Below are 17,377 nucleotides of genomic sequence, written 5' to 3'. Positions count from 1 at the left end.
TCGCTTTTTTAATTAATGAGTGGTATTTTTATGATGAACGTACTGCCTTTTCCTTTTTCGCTTTCTACAAATATCTGACCGTTGTGGTCGTCGATGATGCGCTTTACATACGCAAGCCCCAATCCGTGGCCCTTGACGTTGTGCAAGTCGCCGGTGTGCTCGCGGTAGAATTTCTCAAAAATCCTTTTTTGCGCCACCTTGCTCATCCCCGCGCCCTGGTCCTTGACCTTGACGATCACGAAATCCTTGACGTTTTCGGTATAGATGTCGATGACCGGCGCCTCGGGCGAATACTTGATCGCATTGTCCAAAATATTGACGATCACGTTCGTAAAATGCACATCGTTGAGCAAAACCGTCGTACGCGTCGCGTTGAAATGCGTGGTGATCGTACCCTCGCGGTCTTCGATGATCAGGTTCACGTGGTCGATCGCATCTTCGATGATGTCCTGGATGTTGTTCGACTCTTTTGTGATGTCGAGCTCTTTTTTCTCGAGTTTCGAAATCCGGAGTACGTTCTCGACCTGCGCGTGCATGCGCTTGTTTTCGTCGCGGATCATTTGCAGATAACGGGTCACTTTCTCCTTATCTTCGATGATCTTTGGGTTCTTGATCGCGTCGAGCGCCAGGTTGATCGTCGCTATCGGCGTCTTGAACTCATGGGTCATGTTGTTGATGAAATCGGTCTTGATCTCAGAAATGTGACGCTGACGGATGAGTTGGTTCAATGCGCTCGAATAGGCGATGATGATGATCAGGGTAAAAACAACCGACAGTATGGTTATCCCTACCAAGTCCGAGAACAAAAACTTTTCCTTGTGCGGGAAACTTACCATGAGCTGGTACTTGTTGTTGCCTTCGTTATCGGTAAAAATCGGAATCGTATAGGTGTCGTTCTTGGCATACCTGAACTTGTCCGACTGTATTTTGGTGGCCAGTCCGTTGCTGTAAACGCCGTATTCGAACGGCGTCTTGACCCCGTATTGGTTGAGCTCGGTAAACAACAATTGTTCGAGTTTTTCCTTCGAGACCCGTTCCTGCAGCGGTTTGGCCGAGGCGATGTCCTTGAAAAATATCTCGAACTGTGCGTTGTCTAGAATGTCCATCCCGCCGGTCTTTTGGATCTTTACATCGGGTACGATTTTTTGCTGGATGGCATTGTCGATCCCATTGTTGTAGACCTCGGTGACGCGTTTGGACGAAAAATTCTTGAGCTTTAGGCTGTCGACTTTTTTATCAAAGAACGAAGCAGAAATGTTGTAGTCTTCCGAAATGATACTGTTTGAATAGATGATCGTTTCGTTCGTACGCGAATTCCGCTGGTAATAGCCAAACTCAAGGAAATCGCTTTTCTGGGGTTCCTTCCCGATGCTGTCCTTGAGTTTTTTGTATTTGTCGATAAAGCTGTACGCTTCCTCCTTTTGCAGCTTGTCGGCCACATTGCCGATGACCTGCTTGACATGGAAACGGAACTGCTCTTCGTTGTTTTTGAAAGACGTGTTGAACCAATAAACCTGTACCAGAATGATGCCTATCAAGGACAAACTCATCAGTAAAACAAGCAATCGAAAAAACAATTTATTCATCCTTACAAAGTTAGGATTTTAACATTTGGGCGTTAAATACATTAACCAAAGATTAACATTTAAACTATTTTTTGTCGATTTGTAGATTTTTTAAGATTTTTTGCGCTTGTTTTTCAGCCGATTGAAGATCGGTATTCTCGATAACGAAGTCGCTTTTGGCCGCGCGCTCGGCATCGGTCATCTGGTTGCCGATGCGCTGCAAAACCTGTTCCCGCGTAACGCCATCGCGCCGCATCACGCGTTCGATACGTTTTTCCACGGGCGCGGCGACGGTGACAATTTTATCGCAATCCTGGTAACTACCGCTTTCGAAAAGGATGGCGCTTTCGCGGATGACCCATGGCTTGTCTTGGTGTGTCGTCAACCATTTCGCAAAATGTTTGCGCACGGCGGGATGTACGATGCCATTCAGTTGCTGGAGTTTTCCGGGATCGGCAAAGACCATTTGCGACAGTTTTTTGCGGTCGAGTTTTTCGCCGTCGAACACTGCATCGCCGAACGTTTCGCGGATTTTAGACAACATGGGCTTGGACTCGGTCAATCGTCGGCCTTGGTCGTCGGCCACATATACGGGAATTCCCATCGACTCGAAAAATTTCGAAATCGTGGTCTTGCCACTGCCGATGCCACCTGTGAGCCCGAGTATTTTTGTCATTTTTTGAAGAATAGTTCCGGAAATGCCTTTTCAGGGTTTTGTTTGAGCAACCGCACCTTGACAAACGATTTTAAAAAACCGGTACCGTAACCGTAAAACTGAATCGCGACAGCCGCCACCGCAAACCAACCGATCTTAAAACTCCTGTATTGTGCCGAAGCCAGCATCAGTACCGCCACGAAATACCCCAATACATTGAACAACAACAACGGGTAACCGAAGGCGGCAAGGATTGCGGCGGCTAACGCAACGAGCAAAACGCCCGTCGGCATATAAAATGTCGGCTTGGTGTGTTTGGGGTGCCACGAATCGAGGATCGGCCTGGCCTTCCCAAACTTGTTGACCTGGGTGTAAAACTTAGACCAGTTGATGCGGCGCTTGTGGAACACATATGCCTTGGGGAACAACGCCGTCTTGAATCCCAAATCCCACAAACGGATCGACAAGTCGGGATCTTCGCCCGGATGGATGTGCCCGAAGCCGCCCGAAGAATCGAATGCCGCCCGCGACATGCCCATGTTAAAGCTGCGCGGCTGGAATTTGCCCAACCGTTCCGAGCCGCCGCGAATACCACCTGTGGTCAGGAAAGAAGTCATTGCAAAATTGATCGCCTTTTGGATGTCGGTAAACGATCCGAGCGCCGCGTCGGGTCCGCCGAAACAATCGACCGGATTTACCGCGAGCGCCTTCTCGACCTCGTCAAGGTATTGCGGCGGAATGATGCAATCTGAATCAAAAATCAAAAAGTAATCGCCTTTGGCTTGTCGCATGCCAAAATTGCGCGAGTCGCCTGGGCCTGAATTGGGTTTGAAAAAATAGGAAATCTGGAGTTTTTCACGGAACAAGTCTACGACGGCTTCGCTTTTCTCGGTCGAACCATCCTCTACGACCACCACTTCGAATGTTTTGGCGTAGGTCGAGGCCGAAAGGCTGTCGAGCAGCTCCCCTATTTCGAACGGTCGGTTGTACACCGGAATGATCAGCGAAAAATACATAACTTTTTTAACAAAGATAGTCCAAAAACAAAAAGCCACCGCGTGGGTGGCCTTTGAAAAAAAGATTCGTTTGTTACTCCTTGATGACTTTGATTGTTTTCGATTGGCCATCGGCGTTCACTTTCACCAGATATGACCCGCGTGCCAGACCCGACAAATCGAGCTGGGTTTGCGTCGCGCCAATCTTCTTGGCCATTACCTGTTGCCCGACCAAGTTGTATACCGCTACGTCGGTGATGGTTTTGTCATAGGACAAGTTCAGTAAATCTGTTACCGGATTCGGATAGTGTCGGAATGTAACGTCGTCAAAACTCTCAGACTTCAACGATGCGCTCCATGCCGAAATCTGGAACGTACCCACGGTGTCGTTGGCATATTCCCAAACACGCGCGTAGAGCACCAATCCCGGTTGCAGGCCCGTAAAACTCAACATCGAAAAAGCACCTTCACCTTCGTCGTCGCTACAACCCAAAAAGGTCAATTCGCCACAATTGCCCGAGAATACGGTCATGGCCGTATCCTGGACCGCCGATCCCGGATTGCTTTGCACCTCTATCGTGATGCTTCCGTCCTCGGGAACAACGGTGGTGAACCATACGTCGCCACCAAAACCAAAGGTTCCGCAAGTAGGCGCCGGCTGGCCCACGGTAGTTGTCGCAGCCAAATTGGTCCCTACCACAGCATGTTCTGCAAAACTACCGCCCGGTGTGAGTACCGTAGCCGTTTCGCAGTCGTCGTTGGCCACGCCTTGTGGCAGCGTCGTGAAATCGAACGGACCGGCCCAGTCGCTCACCTGATCGCCGTCGCAATGCGCACGTACGTAGAACTCATAGCCTGTGTCGGCATCAAGATCCGAAAGGACAAAACCACTTTCTACGTTTGGATGCGAAGGATCGCCGGTTGGAAATTCGCCGCCGTGGCCCGTCAAATGCACATCCCAAGTGATGTGTCCGCAACCAAAATCCCACGAAAGTACCGCCGAGCTTGAACTGACGTCGTCGGCCGACAATCCTTCTGGCCTTTGGCATCCCGTTGCAGGCAATACGGTGACGTCATAATCTTCTGTCTCGCCATAAGCGTAATTCGCACACGGATCCATGGCCGCCGCATTGTTGTTCCAAACATCGCGCACACGCATACGGTGCAAGCCCGGCGGGATATCGCAACCGATCAGGATCGGAAACACACCGGTTCCGCCGCCGCCGATTTGGGCTTCGGTATAGCCGATCTTTTCTTCTTCTGTGAATACCGCATCGTCGTTGTAATCGATCCAAACCGCCACTTCCTGCTGTCCGAAGGTACCCACCGTTACTGAAATGTTGTAGGGGACACCCGCTTGCAAACTGGCAGTATAGTTAGGTTGTCCTGTGTAATAGGTATAAGATGGCCCCGACGGAACCGCACCCGTGAAATTCGAAAGCGTGGTACCTTCGATCTCGACATTCGAAATCAAATCGCCGTCGGTCACGCCGTTGTTGTAGGTAGGGATGCAATAGCATTGTAGCACGTTGCTTTGCACCACTTGTATGGGTGTGCTTGTTGTCGATTCGGCCCCGCAGCTGACGATACACTGGTAGAAAGTCGTAGCGGATTGGACCGTAGAGAAAGAGAACGAGTTTTGGGTTGGGACGTCGGTGTAGTTTACACCATCCAGCGAAGACTGCCATTGGTAGCTGATTCCAAGATCAACCAACTGGTTTTCGAGCGACAGCATAAACGGAATGTTCTCACAAACGGTCGTGGTCGTAGACAATGTCGCCCCAGGATTTGGAGCCCCGGCACAAGGCACAGGCGGGGTGAACGTCAGTTTGTAGCCGCTAAGCGCCGCGATGTTGTTGATCGCATTGTTCGCAGGGACCGACGAGAACGAAGGCAACCCCGGGGTCACGCTCAAAAACGAACCCATATCGTTAAGGCCTACCGAAGCCGAGAGTTGACCGCCCGGTATCATACTGCCGTAAACGAATTCGATGACGTTGGTGGTTTCGTGCAGCAGCAACTTGAAAGAACCCGTTGTGGCCGAATTGGTCCCACCTCCGGTCGAAATAGAGATGTTGTTCCAATCTACTTCGAGCACACGGTTGGGGGTATCGCCTGTAATCGCATAAGAGATAATGCCTTGGTTTCGGTTGTGATCGTCCCAGTAGGCTGCAATCAAAGGGGCTTGGGGCGCACCGTTGCCGAGCAAGTTGGTCCACGATTGGGTTGCAATCGAGTTGCCGAGCCTGATCCAACCATTGACGTTCACAGAAAAATTAGTGTACACCGTGCCGCCGAAATTAAAATCGAAGCCGATGTTCAAAAAGTTTTGTGAACCATCGTCTCCGGTGGCGCCGGTGTCGATTCCGCCGGCCAACGGGGTGTAGGTTTCTTCGGATTGCGTCAGGACATAGCCCGACACCTGCGCTTGTACCGCGCCAAAACAAAACAACAATAAGGTCAATAAGGTAGTTTTCTTCATAACAATTTGGTTGGTTAAAATGCTCTCTAAAATACTAAAAAAAGCGAAGCCCAAAAAACCCTAACCAAAAAAGCCATCTTTTCAGATGGCTTCTTACTATTTGAAAGGGTTAATTATTGTTTGATCACCTTGATGGTCTTGGTACCGTTGTCGGCATTGACCTTGACCAGATAGGTTCCTCCTGGGAGTTGCGCCATATCGATTTGCGATTCGGTAGCATTCACTTGTTTTTCCAGCACTTGCTGACCCAACAAATTGAACACCGATACGGTCGAGATGGCCGACTTGTAAGACAGATTCAGTACATCGCGTACCGGGTTTGGTTGGTAGTTGAATTGCGAAGCGTCGAACTGATCGACCGCAAGGTTCGGATCGGTTACGCGCAGCGTGAAAGTTCCCTGCTCTGCCGCGTTGCTCCATACTTGCACATAGTAAGTTTCTTGTGCGGTAAGTCCTGTCAACGACTCGGTAAAGGCGGTTGTAAGGTTCACATTACAAGTTCCCGCAACGGCGGTAAGCGAACCGCAAGCACCCGAATAAATGTTAAAGTTAACAGATGTCATCGTGCCCGGCGTCACCAATACGTCGGCGGTTGCCGAAGTGGCTTCGAACGAAAACCAAACATCCTGGATGGTTCCGAACAAATCGCAAGTTGGTTGCGTTGCAGCTGCGTCGCCGAATGAATTGTCCGATGCCGTGTCGCTTCCGTCAACGGCCACTTCAAGCGCTGTGGCGCAAGTTTGGTTCTCTACGGCTGGCGGCGTAACATCTGCACAAGTGACCTCCATTGTAAATTCGCCGGTACTGCCGGCATTGTAACCTTCTACGGTGATGTAGTAAGTAGTCGTTCCGTCGGATGTAAAATTCAGGTAAGACTGTGTGGTGGTACCGCATCCATCATCATTCCCGGCGACGTAGGTCAAGGCACCGCTTGTTCCCGTATAAACGATTACAGAAGTGTCGTAGGTTGAATCGCAAAGACTCAAAGTTACCGTTTGCGCTGTCCCCGTCCCGGTAAAACTGTACCATACGTTCGGCGCATCGAGGTCGACGCTGCCACCGTCGGGCGCGTCGTCTTCATCAATACTGGCCACTTGGGTGTTGCCCGAATAAAATCCGTCGCAAGAAACAGCTTCGGCTCCGGCCAAATCGTCATTTGCAGGCCCATTCACCGTCAAAATACCGCTGATAAAGTTGGTGCCATCCCAAATACCGCCAAAGGTACCGCCTGGTTCGATTCCGCCGTATACGTAGCCGCCGTCGTTGAGTCTATAGCGGTACACATAGTAGTAGGTTCCCGGAATCAAATCGTCGCCAATTTCGGCCATGTATTCATCGTTGTTGCTCACATGCGCGGCATTGTGTACCGCCTCTTCCCAAAACGTCCATGTCGACGGATCGGTGTTTTCGTTGTTGATGCCAACCCATGCCTGGATGCCCGCTGCCTGACCGCTCAAGCCCGGTTCAACGTCGGTGAGGCCGCCCTCGTAAACTTGACCATACACTGTCCCTGCGGTCAAAGCATCGACCGTGAGTGTTGCCGGCCATTGAAGATTTGCGTAATCTGGCGCATCGGCCGAAACCGTTCCGCAAACCACATTGCGCAAACGAAACGCCGTGCTTTCGCCGCACTGATCATCGGTGTGGATGTAAAAGCGCACAACACCATCGATCGTCGAAACCCAAGTCAATGGCCCCGCGCCAAATGCGGCAGCCGTCACGCCGTCGTCGGCACTGATGGTCACATAATCGGATGCAATCGAGCTCGAAAACACATACGTTTGGCCCAGCGTCACGTTGACGTTCGAATATTCGCTGGCATAGCCCAACGTGGTAATGGTATTGACCGTCACGCCATCGCAGGTCTCGGGCGTATAGGTTGCGCCAGGATAAAGCCCTTGCGTGGCGGTTAAACATTGCGCCTGATTTTGCAGCGCAGGAAAAGCGGTCATTGCCACGAGCAACAGCGCCTTCCAGTCAAAGGTAGTTTTTTTCATATCTGTTAGTACATTTAGGTTATTAGTCCTAAAGTTATTAAAAAAAAGTTAAAACAATACGCATGCAGCAAAAAAAAAGCCACCCAAATGGATGGCTTTCAATATGCTATGGACTAAATCCCTTACTGCTTAAGGATTTTAACCGATTGTACTTCGTCGTTAGAAGTGAATTTAACGATGTAGCTTCCGGCAGTCAACGCAGACAAATCAACCTGGGCAGACTTGGCGCCGATGGTTTGGTTCAAGACATTTTGTCCCAACAAGTTGTATACTGCCACGTTGTCAATGGTGTTGTCGTAAGAAACGTTCAACAAATCCTTCACTGGGTTAGGGAACGCTACAAAATTAGCACCGCTGAATGATTGTGTAGCCAAAGTCTCAGAAACGTCGAGTACGAACGAACCTTCTGGATTGTCGACATCTGAATAATGCCCTACGTTGATGAAATAAGTAACATTGGTTTCAGAAGTAAACGTCACCATTTCGTCGCCGTTGGTTCCGCCGTTATCGGCACTGGCCACACAAGTAAAGGTTCCACATTGACCTGAATAAACCGCTACCTCTGGATCCCAGCCGTTCGGTGCGCCCACGATAACCGTGATTTCATTACCAGTACCGGCAAAAGTATACCATGCACCGTCGTTCATTGCACCGGCGTCACAACCTACGTCGATCGATCCGTCGTTGTTGGTGGCTCCCGTTGCGTCGAGTTGGTTGACGTAAGGGAAAGAAGCAATAGCCGTAGCCGTTGCACAAGAATCGTTGTCGATTGGAGTAGGTGGAACAGCTTCCTCGACGTTCAATGTGAAAGGACCTTCTGATTCGTTTCCGCCGTCAAATCCACCATAATGACCTACGTTGATGTAGTAAGTAGTACCCACAACAGTAGCCAAAACCACAAGCGACTCACCGCCACTGGTTCCGCCGTTGTCTACTTGTTCCACACAGGCAAAAGCGCCACAAGAACCGGTGTAGACACCCAATTCCGGATCCCAGCCCTGTACGTCTACCAATTCAACCAATACGTCTGCTCCAGTACCTACGAAGGTATACCAAACACCGTCGTTCATACCTGAGCAAATGTCGATCACGCCATCGGCAAGCGCCGGGGTAGCATCTAAAGTAGTCGTGTATGGCAATGAAGGGATTGCTGTAGCCGTTGCGCAAGTTTCGTTTTCAAGCGGTGTCGGTGGCGTCGATGGAATCAAATTCAACGTGAAAGGACCTTCGGCCTCGGTTCCACCTGCGAAACCACCGTAATGACCGATGTTGATGTAGTAAGTAGTTCCCTGCGTGGTCACGAAAGTCAAGCTCTCGCCACCGCCTGTACCACCATCGTCAACTTGATCTACACAAGCAAAAGCACCACAAGCGCCGGTGTAAACACCCAATTCAGGATCCCAACCCACTACGTTCTCGAGGTTGACTTCTACCTGAGCACCATCGCCCACAAAAGTATACCAAACACCGTCGTTCATGCCTGAACAAATATCGACTACACCATCGGGAGTAGCCGATGTAGCGTCTTGTGTCACGGTATGCGGAAGGCTCGCAATGGCGATCGCCGTACCACAGTTGTCGTTGGCAGGAGCCGGAGGAAGCGTCGTGAAAGACACGGTTACCCAGTCGCTGAAACTAGACCCGCAGTTGCTTCTCAAGTGGAAATAATAAGTGGTTCCTTCGGTAAGACCCGAAGCAGGATACGTCAATTCGCTTTCGTTCAAAGGCGTTCCAGCACCGGCCGGATCTGCCGCTTCTTCGTTCAAGACATACTCGAAACCAGCGATACCTGAAACGGCATCCCAAGAAATGTCGGCACTGTTCGGCATCTCGTTATCGGCCACCAAGCCAGTCGGCAACGGACAAGAAGAAGACGTAATCGTAGGTGAATCAAAGCAGAAACCATAGTTCCAATCGGTACCTACAGGATTGTCGTCATAAGAGATACGGTATTTGAAACCCGCCAACTGCGTAGGCGTAAAGTTCGAAATGTTCAACGCGCTGCTGGTAAGCAATGTTTTTGGAATGGTGCAAAAGAAATTGGTAACCAAGGTGTTGTTTCCTGGTATGTTTGCCCCTGGCCATGCCACCCATGCCGAACCGTCGGCATCCCAATACTGGAATTGCAAAACGTCGTCAGACAGATAGTAATAGCCATAGTTTACCGTGATGCTGATGCTCATTTCGTTGGCGTTGAACGCAGCCGTCAAATCGACAACCGGAGACTCGGCCGCGATGTTGTCTTCGTGTGCCGTGTTTCCTGCGTCGTCGTCGTCGTAAGCGAAATTGGCGGTGACACGTGGGTCGGCTTCAAAAGCCACTGGATCGGCGTTGTACTCCCCTGTAATTGTCCATGCCGGGTTGGGCCATCCGGCAGATTGATTCAAGGTTTGGGCATCACTCTGTCCCCAAAGGGCCAGGAAAAATGCCGCCATGTAAAGTTTTTTCATGCGATTAAAGGTTGTTAGGTTTATAATGCTCGCTAAGTTAGCGATTCAACAACCCTATAACAATTTTTTAACTGCCAAAAAAATGTTAAGAATACAATAATCGACGAACGGCAACCTACTGTTTTTCGAACATTTTCATAACCTCCTGACTTACACCGATATTAGAAAAACCACCGTCGCTGTAAAGGTTCTGCAACGTAATTTTACGTGTCAAATCAGAAAACATCACCACGATATAATTGGCGCAATCCAGTGCCGAGGCATTCCCTAGCGGCGCCATTTTCTCGGCAAACGCGATGAATTCGTCGAACCCTTTTACGCCGCTGCCTGCCCTGGTGGGTGTGGGCGATTGTGAAATGGTGTTGACGCGCACCTGTTGCTCTTTCCCAAAAAAATACCCAAAGCTGCGCGCGACCGATTCAAGATAAGCCTTGTTGTCGGCCATGTCGTTGTAATCGGGAAACACGCGCTGCGCGGCCATATAGCTCAACGCCACGATACTGCCCCAAGGATTCATCGCCTTCTTTTTGTACAATACCTGCAACACCTTGTGGAACGACAGCGCCGATACCTCCCACCCTTTTTGGGTAAAGTCGTAGTCCTGGTCGGTATAATGCCTGCCTTTGCGCACATTGACCGACATCCCGATCGAATGCAGTACAAAATCAATTTTACCGCCAAGGACTTCCATCGCCTGATCGACCAGGTGTTCGAGGTCGTCGACCGAAGTGGCATCGGCGGCAATCACCTGGGCCCCTGTCGTTTTGGCCAGCACGTCTATCGACCCCAACCGCATGGCCGCGGGCACATTGGTCAGCACAAAAATACCGCCCTCCTGATGGACGCGTTCGGCGGTTTGCCACGCGATCGAGTTGGGATCGAGCGCGCCAAAAATGATCCCTTTTTTCCCTTTGAGCAAATTGTACATGGTGTTGAAATAAAAACCGCGAATTGCCTCGTCCAAAGCAATTTGGATCGGTACAATTCGCGGTAGGTAAGGTTAAATATTATTGTTGCGGGATGCTTGGCACCTGCACCATTTCGTTGGCATCGGCTTTGTAATCGACCGACGGTACGTCAAAACCGAACAAATGGTAAAAATCGGTACGGTAGCCTTCGAGATCGCCTATTTCGGCAAGGTTTTCGGTGGTAGCCTTGGCCCACAAATCGGCTACTTTTTCTTGAATGTCGTCGCGCATTTCGAGATCGTCGATACGGATACGGCCTTTGTCGTCCACAGGAACCGATCCTCCGGTATACAATCTTTCGGCGTACAGACGTTGGATCTGCTCAATCGTACCTTCATGCACCCCTTCTTGCTTCATGATCTTGTACAACAGCGAAATGTACAACGGAATCACCGGGATGGCCGAACTGGCCTGCGTCACGAGCGCCTTGTTGACCGAAACATAAGCGTTGCCACCCAAATCCTTGAGCGTATCCGAAATCTTGAACGCCGTCGCTTCGAGGTCGTCCTTGGCGCGTCCGATGGTACCTTTGCGGTATACCGGCTCGGTCACGGCGGGGCCGATATAGGAATAGGCCACGGTCAAAGCACCTTGTTCAAGGACGTCTGCGGCTTTGAGTGCATCGATCCACATGGCCCAATCTTCGCCTCCCATCACAACGACGGTATTGTCGATGTCTTCCTGGCTGGCGGGCTGGATCGAAACCTCCGAAACCTTGCCCGTATGGAAATCGACCGTCTTGTTCGAATACACTCCGCCAATAGGCTTGAGCGCCGAACGGTAAGTTTCTCCTGTCTTGGGATGCGTCCTGACGGGCGACGCCAAACTGTAAATCACCAAATCAACCTTGCCCAAATCTTTTTTGATCAAATCGATGGCTTGCTGCTTGACTTCGTCCGAAAATGCATCGCCGTTGATGCTCTTGGCATACAATCCGGCCTCGCTTGCGAATTGCTCGAAGGCAGCCGAATTGTACCAGCCCGGCGAGGCGGTCTTGCCTTCCATCGGCGGCTTTTCAAAAAACACCCCGATCGTCGCGGCGTCTGAGCCAAAGGCGCTTGTAATGCGCGAAGCCAGACCAAAACCGGTCGATGCCCCGATAACGAGCACTTTCTTGGCGCCGGCGATAGCCCCTTTCGATTTGACATAGTCGATTTGATTCTTGACGCTTTGCGCTGCGCCGCCCGGATGCGCGGTCAGGCAAATGAATCCCCTCATTCTTGGTTCGATGATCATAAAAATTGGTTTAGGTAGCGTAAATCTTTCGATTCACAAATTACACCCAAAAATAGGTCTATTTTTTTAGTCCAACAAGGCTTTTGCGTGATTTATCGCAGAATCGGAAAGCGCCGATCCCGACAACATTTGCGCAATTTCCATCACCCGTTGCTCGCGGTCGAGTCGTTTGAGGCGGGTTTGCGTTTGCGCGTCGTCCGAAGTCTTGAACACCTTGAAATGGTCGTCGCCCTTGGCTGCGATTTGCGGCAGGTGCGTGATGGCGAACACTTGCATTTGCTTGCTCATCCCGCGCATGATCTCGCCCATTTTGTCGGCTATTTCGCCCGAAACACCCGTATCGATTTCGTCGAAAATGATGGTCGGCAATTTGGCATATTGTGCAAGTATCGATTTGGTGGCCAGCATGATGCGTGACAATTCGCCGCCCGACGCTACTTTTTTGAGCAACCCAAAATCGGAGCCCTTGTTGGCCGAAAACAAAAACTGCAATTCGTCTTTGCCGTGGGCCAAATAGTTCGAAACGGGTTTGATGTCGATCTGGAAACGCACATTGGGCATGCCGAGGTGGGCAAGGATTTCACCCCATTGCCCTGTCAAATCGGGAATCGCAGCGATCCGGTTGTTGTGGATTTGATTTGCAAACGCATCGAGTTTTTGCTCCGATTCGCCCATGCGCTGTTGCAAACCGGCGATGTCGTTCTCGAGCGTGGTGAGCGAAACCGCCTTTTGGTCGAGGTCGTTTTGAATGGCAAGCAACTCGGCTACAGTGGCCACATTGTGTTTTTTTTGCAGATGGTAGATCGCCTGCAGCTTTTGGTTCACCCGATCGAGCTCCTGCGGATCCTGCACCAAGCGTTCGCCCATGCGGTGCAACTCCGAAGCGATGTCGTCGAATTCGATGGCCACGCTGTTCAAACGTTCGGACAGTGACTGATAGTCCGACGAAAATCCAGCGATCTTTTGCAACGCATTCTTGATTTCGCGCAAATTCGCCGAAACCCCAAACTGTTCTTCATTGGCCGCGGCCAAAGACTTTTCGAGTTGTTCGCGGATGGATTCGACGTTGCTCAACTGTTCGTAAGTGCTTTCGAGCGTTTGTTGCTCGTCGGGCTTAAGGTTGGCCGCCAGCAACTCCTCGAGCAAAAAACTATGGTAATCCTGCTCCTTGATGCTGTTTTGCAACGTCGATTGCAGCTCGCTCAGGCTTGACTGGTCTTTTTTGTACGATTTGAGCAGCGTAGTGTATTTGGCAATCAAATCTTTGTTCTGGGCCATCGCATCGATGATGCGGAACTGAAAATCGTCTTCGGACAACTCTTGTGTTTGGTGCTGCGAATGGATGTCGATGAGCAAATCGCCCAACTGCTGCAACTCCTGCAAATTGACCGGCGTATCGTTGACAAACGCGCGCGACTTGCCCGACGGCAGTATCTCGCGCCTGATGATCGTCTGGTCTTCGTAGTCCAGGTCGTTAACCTCGAAAAAAGTCTGCAACTGGTAGTTGGCGATGCTGAATTGCGCCTCGATCACACATTTCTCGTCTTTGTTCTTGAGCGAGCCCAAATCGGCACGTTTGCCCAAGACCAACCCGAGGGCACCGAGCAAAATCGATTTGCCCGCGCCGGTTTCGCCTGTGATGATCGAGAATCCGCCCGAAAAATCGATCGCCAGCTTTTCGATCAGCGCAAAGTTGTGGATGGACAGCGCCGTGATCATGAGCTTGCGTTAGAATTTAATGGTGGCCCACTTGGCCGAATTGAGCGGCGACACGCGGTTGAGCGCATCGACCAGGTCGGTGATGTTGATTTTGGGTCCGCCCGAAAAAATCGACACGATCTCGTCGGCCTTGGCATCGAAAAAGGTACGCGCCATGAGTGAGTTGGGCCTTACCGAATGGATCTCGGCCAGCTTGAGGATCGCTTTCTTGATGTTTTCCTTGCCGAGCTTTTGGTCGCGGTTCATCACGTCCAATCCTTCAAAATGGTACATGTACATGGCCTCGCGGTACGGCTTGTAGGTTTCGGCGAGCATGTCGTTGATCAGAAAAAAACGGTTGGCGTTGGTTTCGCTGCCGCTCCATCCCTTGTAGCCGCCGGTTTGGGCGACGCTGACAATTTCGCGCGCGGTCTCGAGGTACGACGTCCCGCCTTCGGGCGCAAACGTATCGGCATCCATCCCAATGATCAGAAAACAATAATAGGATACCACCGAAATCAGGTTCGAATCGAACACCGTCGGGTTAAAAATCAAGTTCTGGAATTCGTTGTATTCGAAATTGAAATCCTTGTCGTTGGCGTTGAGGATGGCCGACGAATAGGTCGAATTGTGCGACGGACGCGACGCGCCCACCTGGATGGTCGCCGTAAACGCATTGCCCGCCTGCCCCGACACGTTGATGAACATCGAACAATTGATGCGTTCGTTGGGTTTGTAGCCCTGCCCGGTCCAATCGGTTTTGTTGATGTAATCGCCGAGCGCCCTTTGCAACGTCTTGAATACTTGTTGGTTGGTGCCGCCCACCTGTTCGGCGTTGACGGTAACGGTGCAATTCAATTCCTGCGCCTGGCCCAAACCAAAAACCAGGAGCGTCAATAAACTGAGGATTTTAGGCATAATGTGCGATTACTTTTTTGATGATATCTGCCGCAACGGCTTCCTTGGATTGCAACGGCATCGGTTCGATATGGAATTCTTTGTCGATAAAGGTAATTTTATTTGTCGATTTTCCAAAACCCGCGCCTTCGTCATTGAGCGAATTGAGCACGATCAAATCGAGGTTCTTCTTGACGATCTTGGCCTTGGCGTGTTCCAACTCATTTTCTGTTTCGAGCGCAAACCCGATCAGGAATTGGTTTTTCTTGATTTCGCCCAACGACGCAAGGATGTCTTTGGTCTTTTCGAGTTCGATCGTAAAATCGGCTTCGGTCTTTTTTATTTTTTGCGCCGCCACTTGTTTCGGACGGTAATCGGCGACGGCTGCGGCGGCAATCGCCACATCGACGCTACCAAAATTGGCATGGCAGGCCTCGTACATTTGCTGCGCCGATTCGACACGGACCACTTCGATGCCGTTGGCCGGTTTCAAATGCGTGGGCCCCGAAACCAAGACCACTTGCGCCCCCAGACGCGCGGCTTCGTTGGCGATGTCATACCCCATTTTGCCCGACGAATGGTTGCCTATAAAACGCACGGGGTCGATCGCTTCGTATGTAGGTCCCGCGGTAACGAGTATTTTTTTTCCGCGCAGCGGCAGTTTCGTACCCAAATCGGCTTCGAGAAACGCGATGATGTTTTCGGGTTCGGCCATGCGTCCTTCGCCCGAGAGCCCGCTCGCGAGCTCGCCGTTTTCGGCCGGGATCATCGTGTTGCCGAATTGTTGCAGCGTCGAAAAACTCGCCAACGAAGACGGATGTTTGTACATGTCGAGATCCATCGCCGGCGCAAAATACACCGGACACTTGGCCGACAAATACGTCGCAATCAAAAGGTTGTCGGCGTTGCCCGTCGCCATTTTCGAGAGTGTGTTGGCCGTGGCGGGCGCGATGAGCATCAGATCGGCCCAAAGCCCCAATTCGACATGGTTGTTCCACTGGGCATTTTCGTCGTGCTCGTCGTAAAAAGTCGAATGGACCGGATTCTTGGAAAGGGTCGAAAGCGTAAGCGGCGTGACAAAATCCTTCGAAGCCGGCGTCATGATCACTTGGACCTCGGCGCCGGCTTTGATGAAAAGTCTCACGAGCGATGCAGTCTTGTATGCGGCAATGCCACCCGAAACACCGAGCAATATTTTTTTACCGCTTAAGACAGACATGCCGTAATTATTTGGTTGTATCCCTGTGGTAAATTTTACCGTCGAGCCACTCCTGAACCGCCAAGGCATGCGGCTTTGGCAATTTTTCGTAGAATTTAGAAACTTCGATTTGCTCCTTGTTCTCGAAAACCTCTTCGAGGCTGTCGTTGTAGGTGGCAAACTCTTCGAGTTTTTCGGTCAATTCCTTCTTGATTTCAGAATTGATCTGGTTGGCGCGTTTGGCCATGATCGTGATCGCTTCGTAGATGTTGCCCGTTGGTTGCTCTATCGAGGTTTTGTTGTAGGTCACCGTGTTTACCGGAGCACTCGTCTTCTTTAAATCCATCATCACTATTGTTGTTTATTGTACTGTTGTAAATCTTTTTCTATGCGCTCCAATTTTTGGTCGGCATCGCCTTTGCGCTTGGTCTCGCCGTTGAATTTGATCAGGTTGGCGTGCGCGATCTTGGCGTTGTTCAAACGTTCCTCCATTTTAGACGGCACGCTGTTGATGGCCAGTTGATAGGCCGAATCGAACTTGTAATACAGCGCTTCTTCTTTGTAGATCGTCCCCGGAAAATCGGCGATGAAATTGTCTAAAGCCACCAGCGCGGCCTTGTAATCGGCTACCGTATTGTATTGCTTGGCGACTTCGAACGCCTTTTTCTCGAGTTTGTCGGTCAAGACCTTGAGCGCCGCGTTGGCCTCGGCAAAATACTGCGAGTTCGGGTAGGCATCGATGAAATTCTGCAACTTCGAAATTGCCTTTACCGTATCGTTTTGGTCTAAACTGTAAACGGGCGAGAGCATCGAGTAGCTTTTGGCACCCAAATAGGCCGCCTCCTCTGCTTTCTCGCTTTTGGGATAGCTCGACGTAAAACTGTCGAACTGGTAGCCCGCCAAATAATACTGCTCGGTATTGTAATAGGACATCGCAAACAGGTAGAACATTTTCTCGGCCTGCGGTTTGCCGCGGTACGCCGGTGCAATTTGTTCAAAAAGACGGATGGCCTTGGTGTATTTCCCTTTTTCGTACTGCCGGACCGCTTCGTTGAACTTGACGCCAGCGTCTTCAGATTTGATGGCCGTTTGGTAAGGGCTGCAAGCGCTGACGGCCACGGCGAGGAACAATACGTATAAAAATCTCTTCATTCTTTTCTTTTGGTCTTGCCGATTTTTTGGCCTTTTTGGCCACGTCAAAAGCAACGGCAAATTTAGTTATAAATTGCAGACTAC

13 protein-coding genes are annotated in these 17,377 nt (G+C 50.7%); all 13 read right to left on the bottom strand.

What is annotated here, in order from left to right:
- Positions 1–8 precede the first annotated feature (8 nt).
- Positions 9–1,586, bottom strand: a complete 1,578-nt coding sequence (locus BLP55_RS01780) for a sensor histidine kinase (RefSeq protein ID WP_091140591.1) — start codon at positions 1,584–1,586, stop codon at positions 9–11.
- Positions 1,587–1,650: 64 nt separating this feature from the next.
- Positions 1,651–2,241 carry a dephospho-CoA kinase gene (gene coaE, locus BLP55_RS01775; protein WP_091140590.1) on the bottom strand — a complete coding sequence of 197 codons (591 nt, stop codon included), beginning with the start codon at positions 2,239–2,241 and terminating at the stop codon, positions 1,651–1,653.
- Positions 2,238–3,236, bottom strand: a complete 999-nt coding sequence (locus BLP55_RS01770; RefSeq protein WP_091140589.1) for a glycosyltransferase family 2 protein — start codon at positions 3,234–3,236, stop codon at positions 2,238–2,240. The genes coaE and BLP55_RS01770 overlap by 4 nt, the downstream gene beginning before the upstream one ends.
- 73 nt (positions 3,237–3,309) lie before the next feature.
- On the bottom strand, positions 3,310–5,697 hold the full coding sequence (locus tag BLP55_RS01765) for a T9SS type A sorting domain-containing protein (protein WP_091140588.1): 2,388 nt from the start codon (positions 5,695–5,697) through the stop codon (positions 3,310–3,312).
- Between the two features lie 113 nt (positions 5,698–5,810).
- Positions 5,811–7,694 (bottom strand): T9SS type A sorting domain-containing protein, encoded by a 1,884-nt coding sequence (locus BLP55_RS01760; protein WP_091140587.1) that lies wholly within the window; start codon positions 7,692–7,694, stop codon positions 5,811–5,813.
- A gap of 122 nt (positions 7,695–7,816) precedes the next feature.
- Complete coding sequence (locus BLP55_RS01755) at positions 7,817–10,144, bottom strand: T9SS type A sorting domain-containing protein (protein ID WP_091140586.1); 2,328 nt, start codon at positions 10,142–10,144, stop codon at positions 7,817–7,819.
- 115 nt (positions 10,145–10,259) lie between these two features.
- Complete coding sequence (locus BLP55_RS01750; RefSeq protein WP_091140722.1) at positions 10,260–11,072, bottom strand: enoyl-ACP reductase FabI; 813 nt, start codon at positions 11,070–11,072, stop codon at positions 10,260–10,262.
- Positions 11,073–11,151: 79 nt separating this feature from the next.
- A complete protein-coding gene (gene fabV / locus BLP55_RS01745) occupies positions 11,152–12,348 on the bottom strand; it encodes an enoyl-ACP reductase FabV (protein ID WP_091140585.1) in 1,197 nt (398 codons plus the stop codon).
- Between the two features lie 66 nt (positions 12,349–12,414).
- A complete protein-coding gene (gene recN / locus BLP55_RS01740; RefSeq protein ID WP_091140584.1) occupies positions 12,415–14,067 on the bottom strand; it encodes a DNA repair protein RecN in 1,653 nt (550 codons plus the stop codon).
- A gap of 9 nt (positions 14,068–14,076) precedes the next feature.
- On the bottom strand, positions 14,077–14,964 hold the full coding sequence (gene porD, locus BLP55_RS01735) for a type IX secretion system protein PorD (RefSeq protein WP_091140583.1): 888 nt from the start codon (positions 14,962–14,964) through the stop codon (positions 14,077–14,079).
- Positions 14,957–16,162: a bifunctional phosphopantothenoylcysteine decarboxylase/phosphopantothenate--cysteine ligase CoaBC gene (coaBC, locus tag BLP55_RS01730; RefSeq protein ID WP_091140580.1), complete on the bottom strand. Its 1,206-nt coding sequence runs from the start codon at positions 16,160–16,162 to the stop codon at positions 14,957–14,959. Before coaBC ends, porD begins: the two co-directional genes overlap by 8 nt.
- A gap of 7 nt (positions 16,163–16,169) precedes the next feature.
- Positions 16,170–16,487: a DNA-directed RNA polymerase subunit omega gene (locus BLP55_RS01725; RefSeq protein ID WP_091140721.1), complete on the bottom strand. Its 318-nt coding sequence runs from the start codon at positions 16,485–16,487 to the stop codon at positions 16,170–16,172.
- Between the two features lie 5 nt (positions 16,488–16,492).
- Entirely contained in the window at positions 16,493–17,293 is an 801-nt protein-coding gene (locus tag BLP55_RS01720) for an outer membrane protein assembly factor BamD (protein WP_091140720.1), read from the bottom strand.
- Positions 17,294–17,377 lie beyond the last annotated feature (84 nt).

It is taken from the genome of Flavobacterium caeni, from assembly GCF_900101895.1.
Lineage (GTDB): Bacteria > Bacteroidota > Bacteroidia > Flavobacteriales > Flavobacteriaceae > Flavobacterium > Flavobacterium caeni.
Note: the sequence above shows the minus strand (reverse complement) of the source record. Positions and strands in the feature narration are given on the sequence as shown.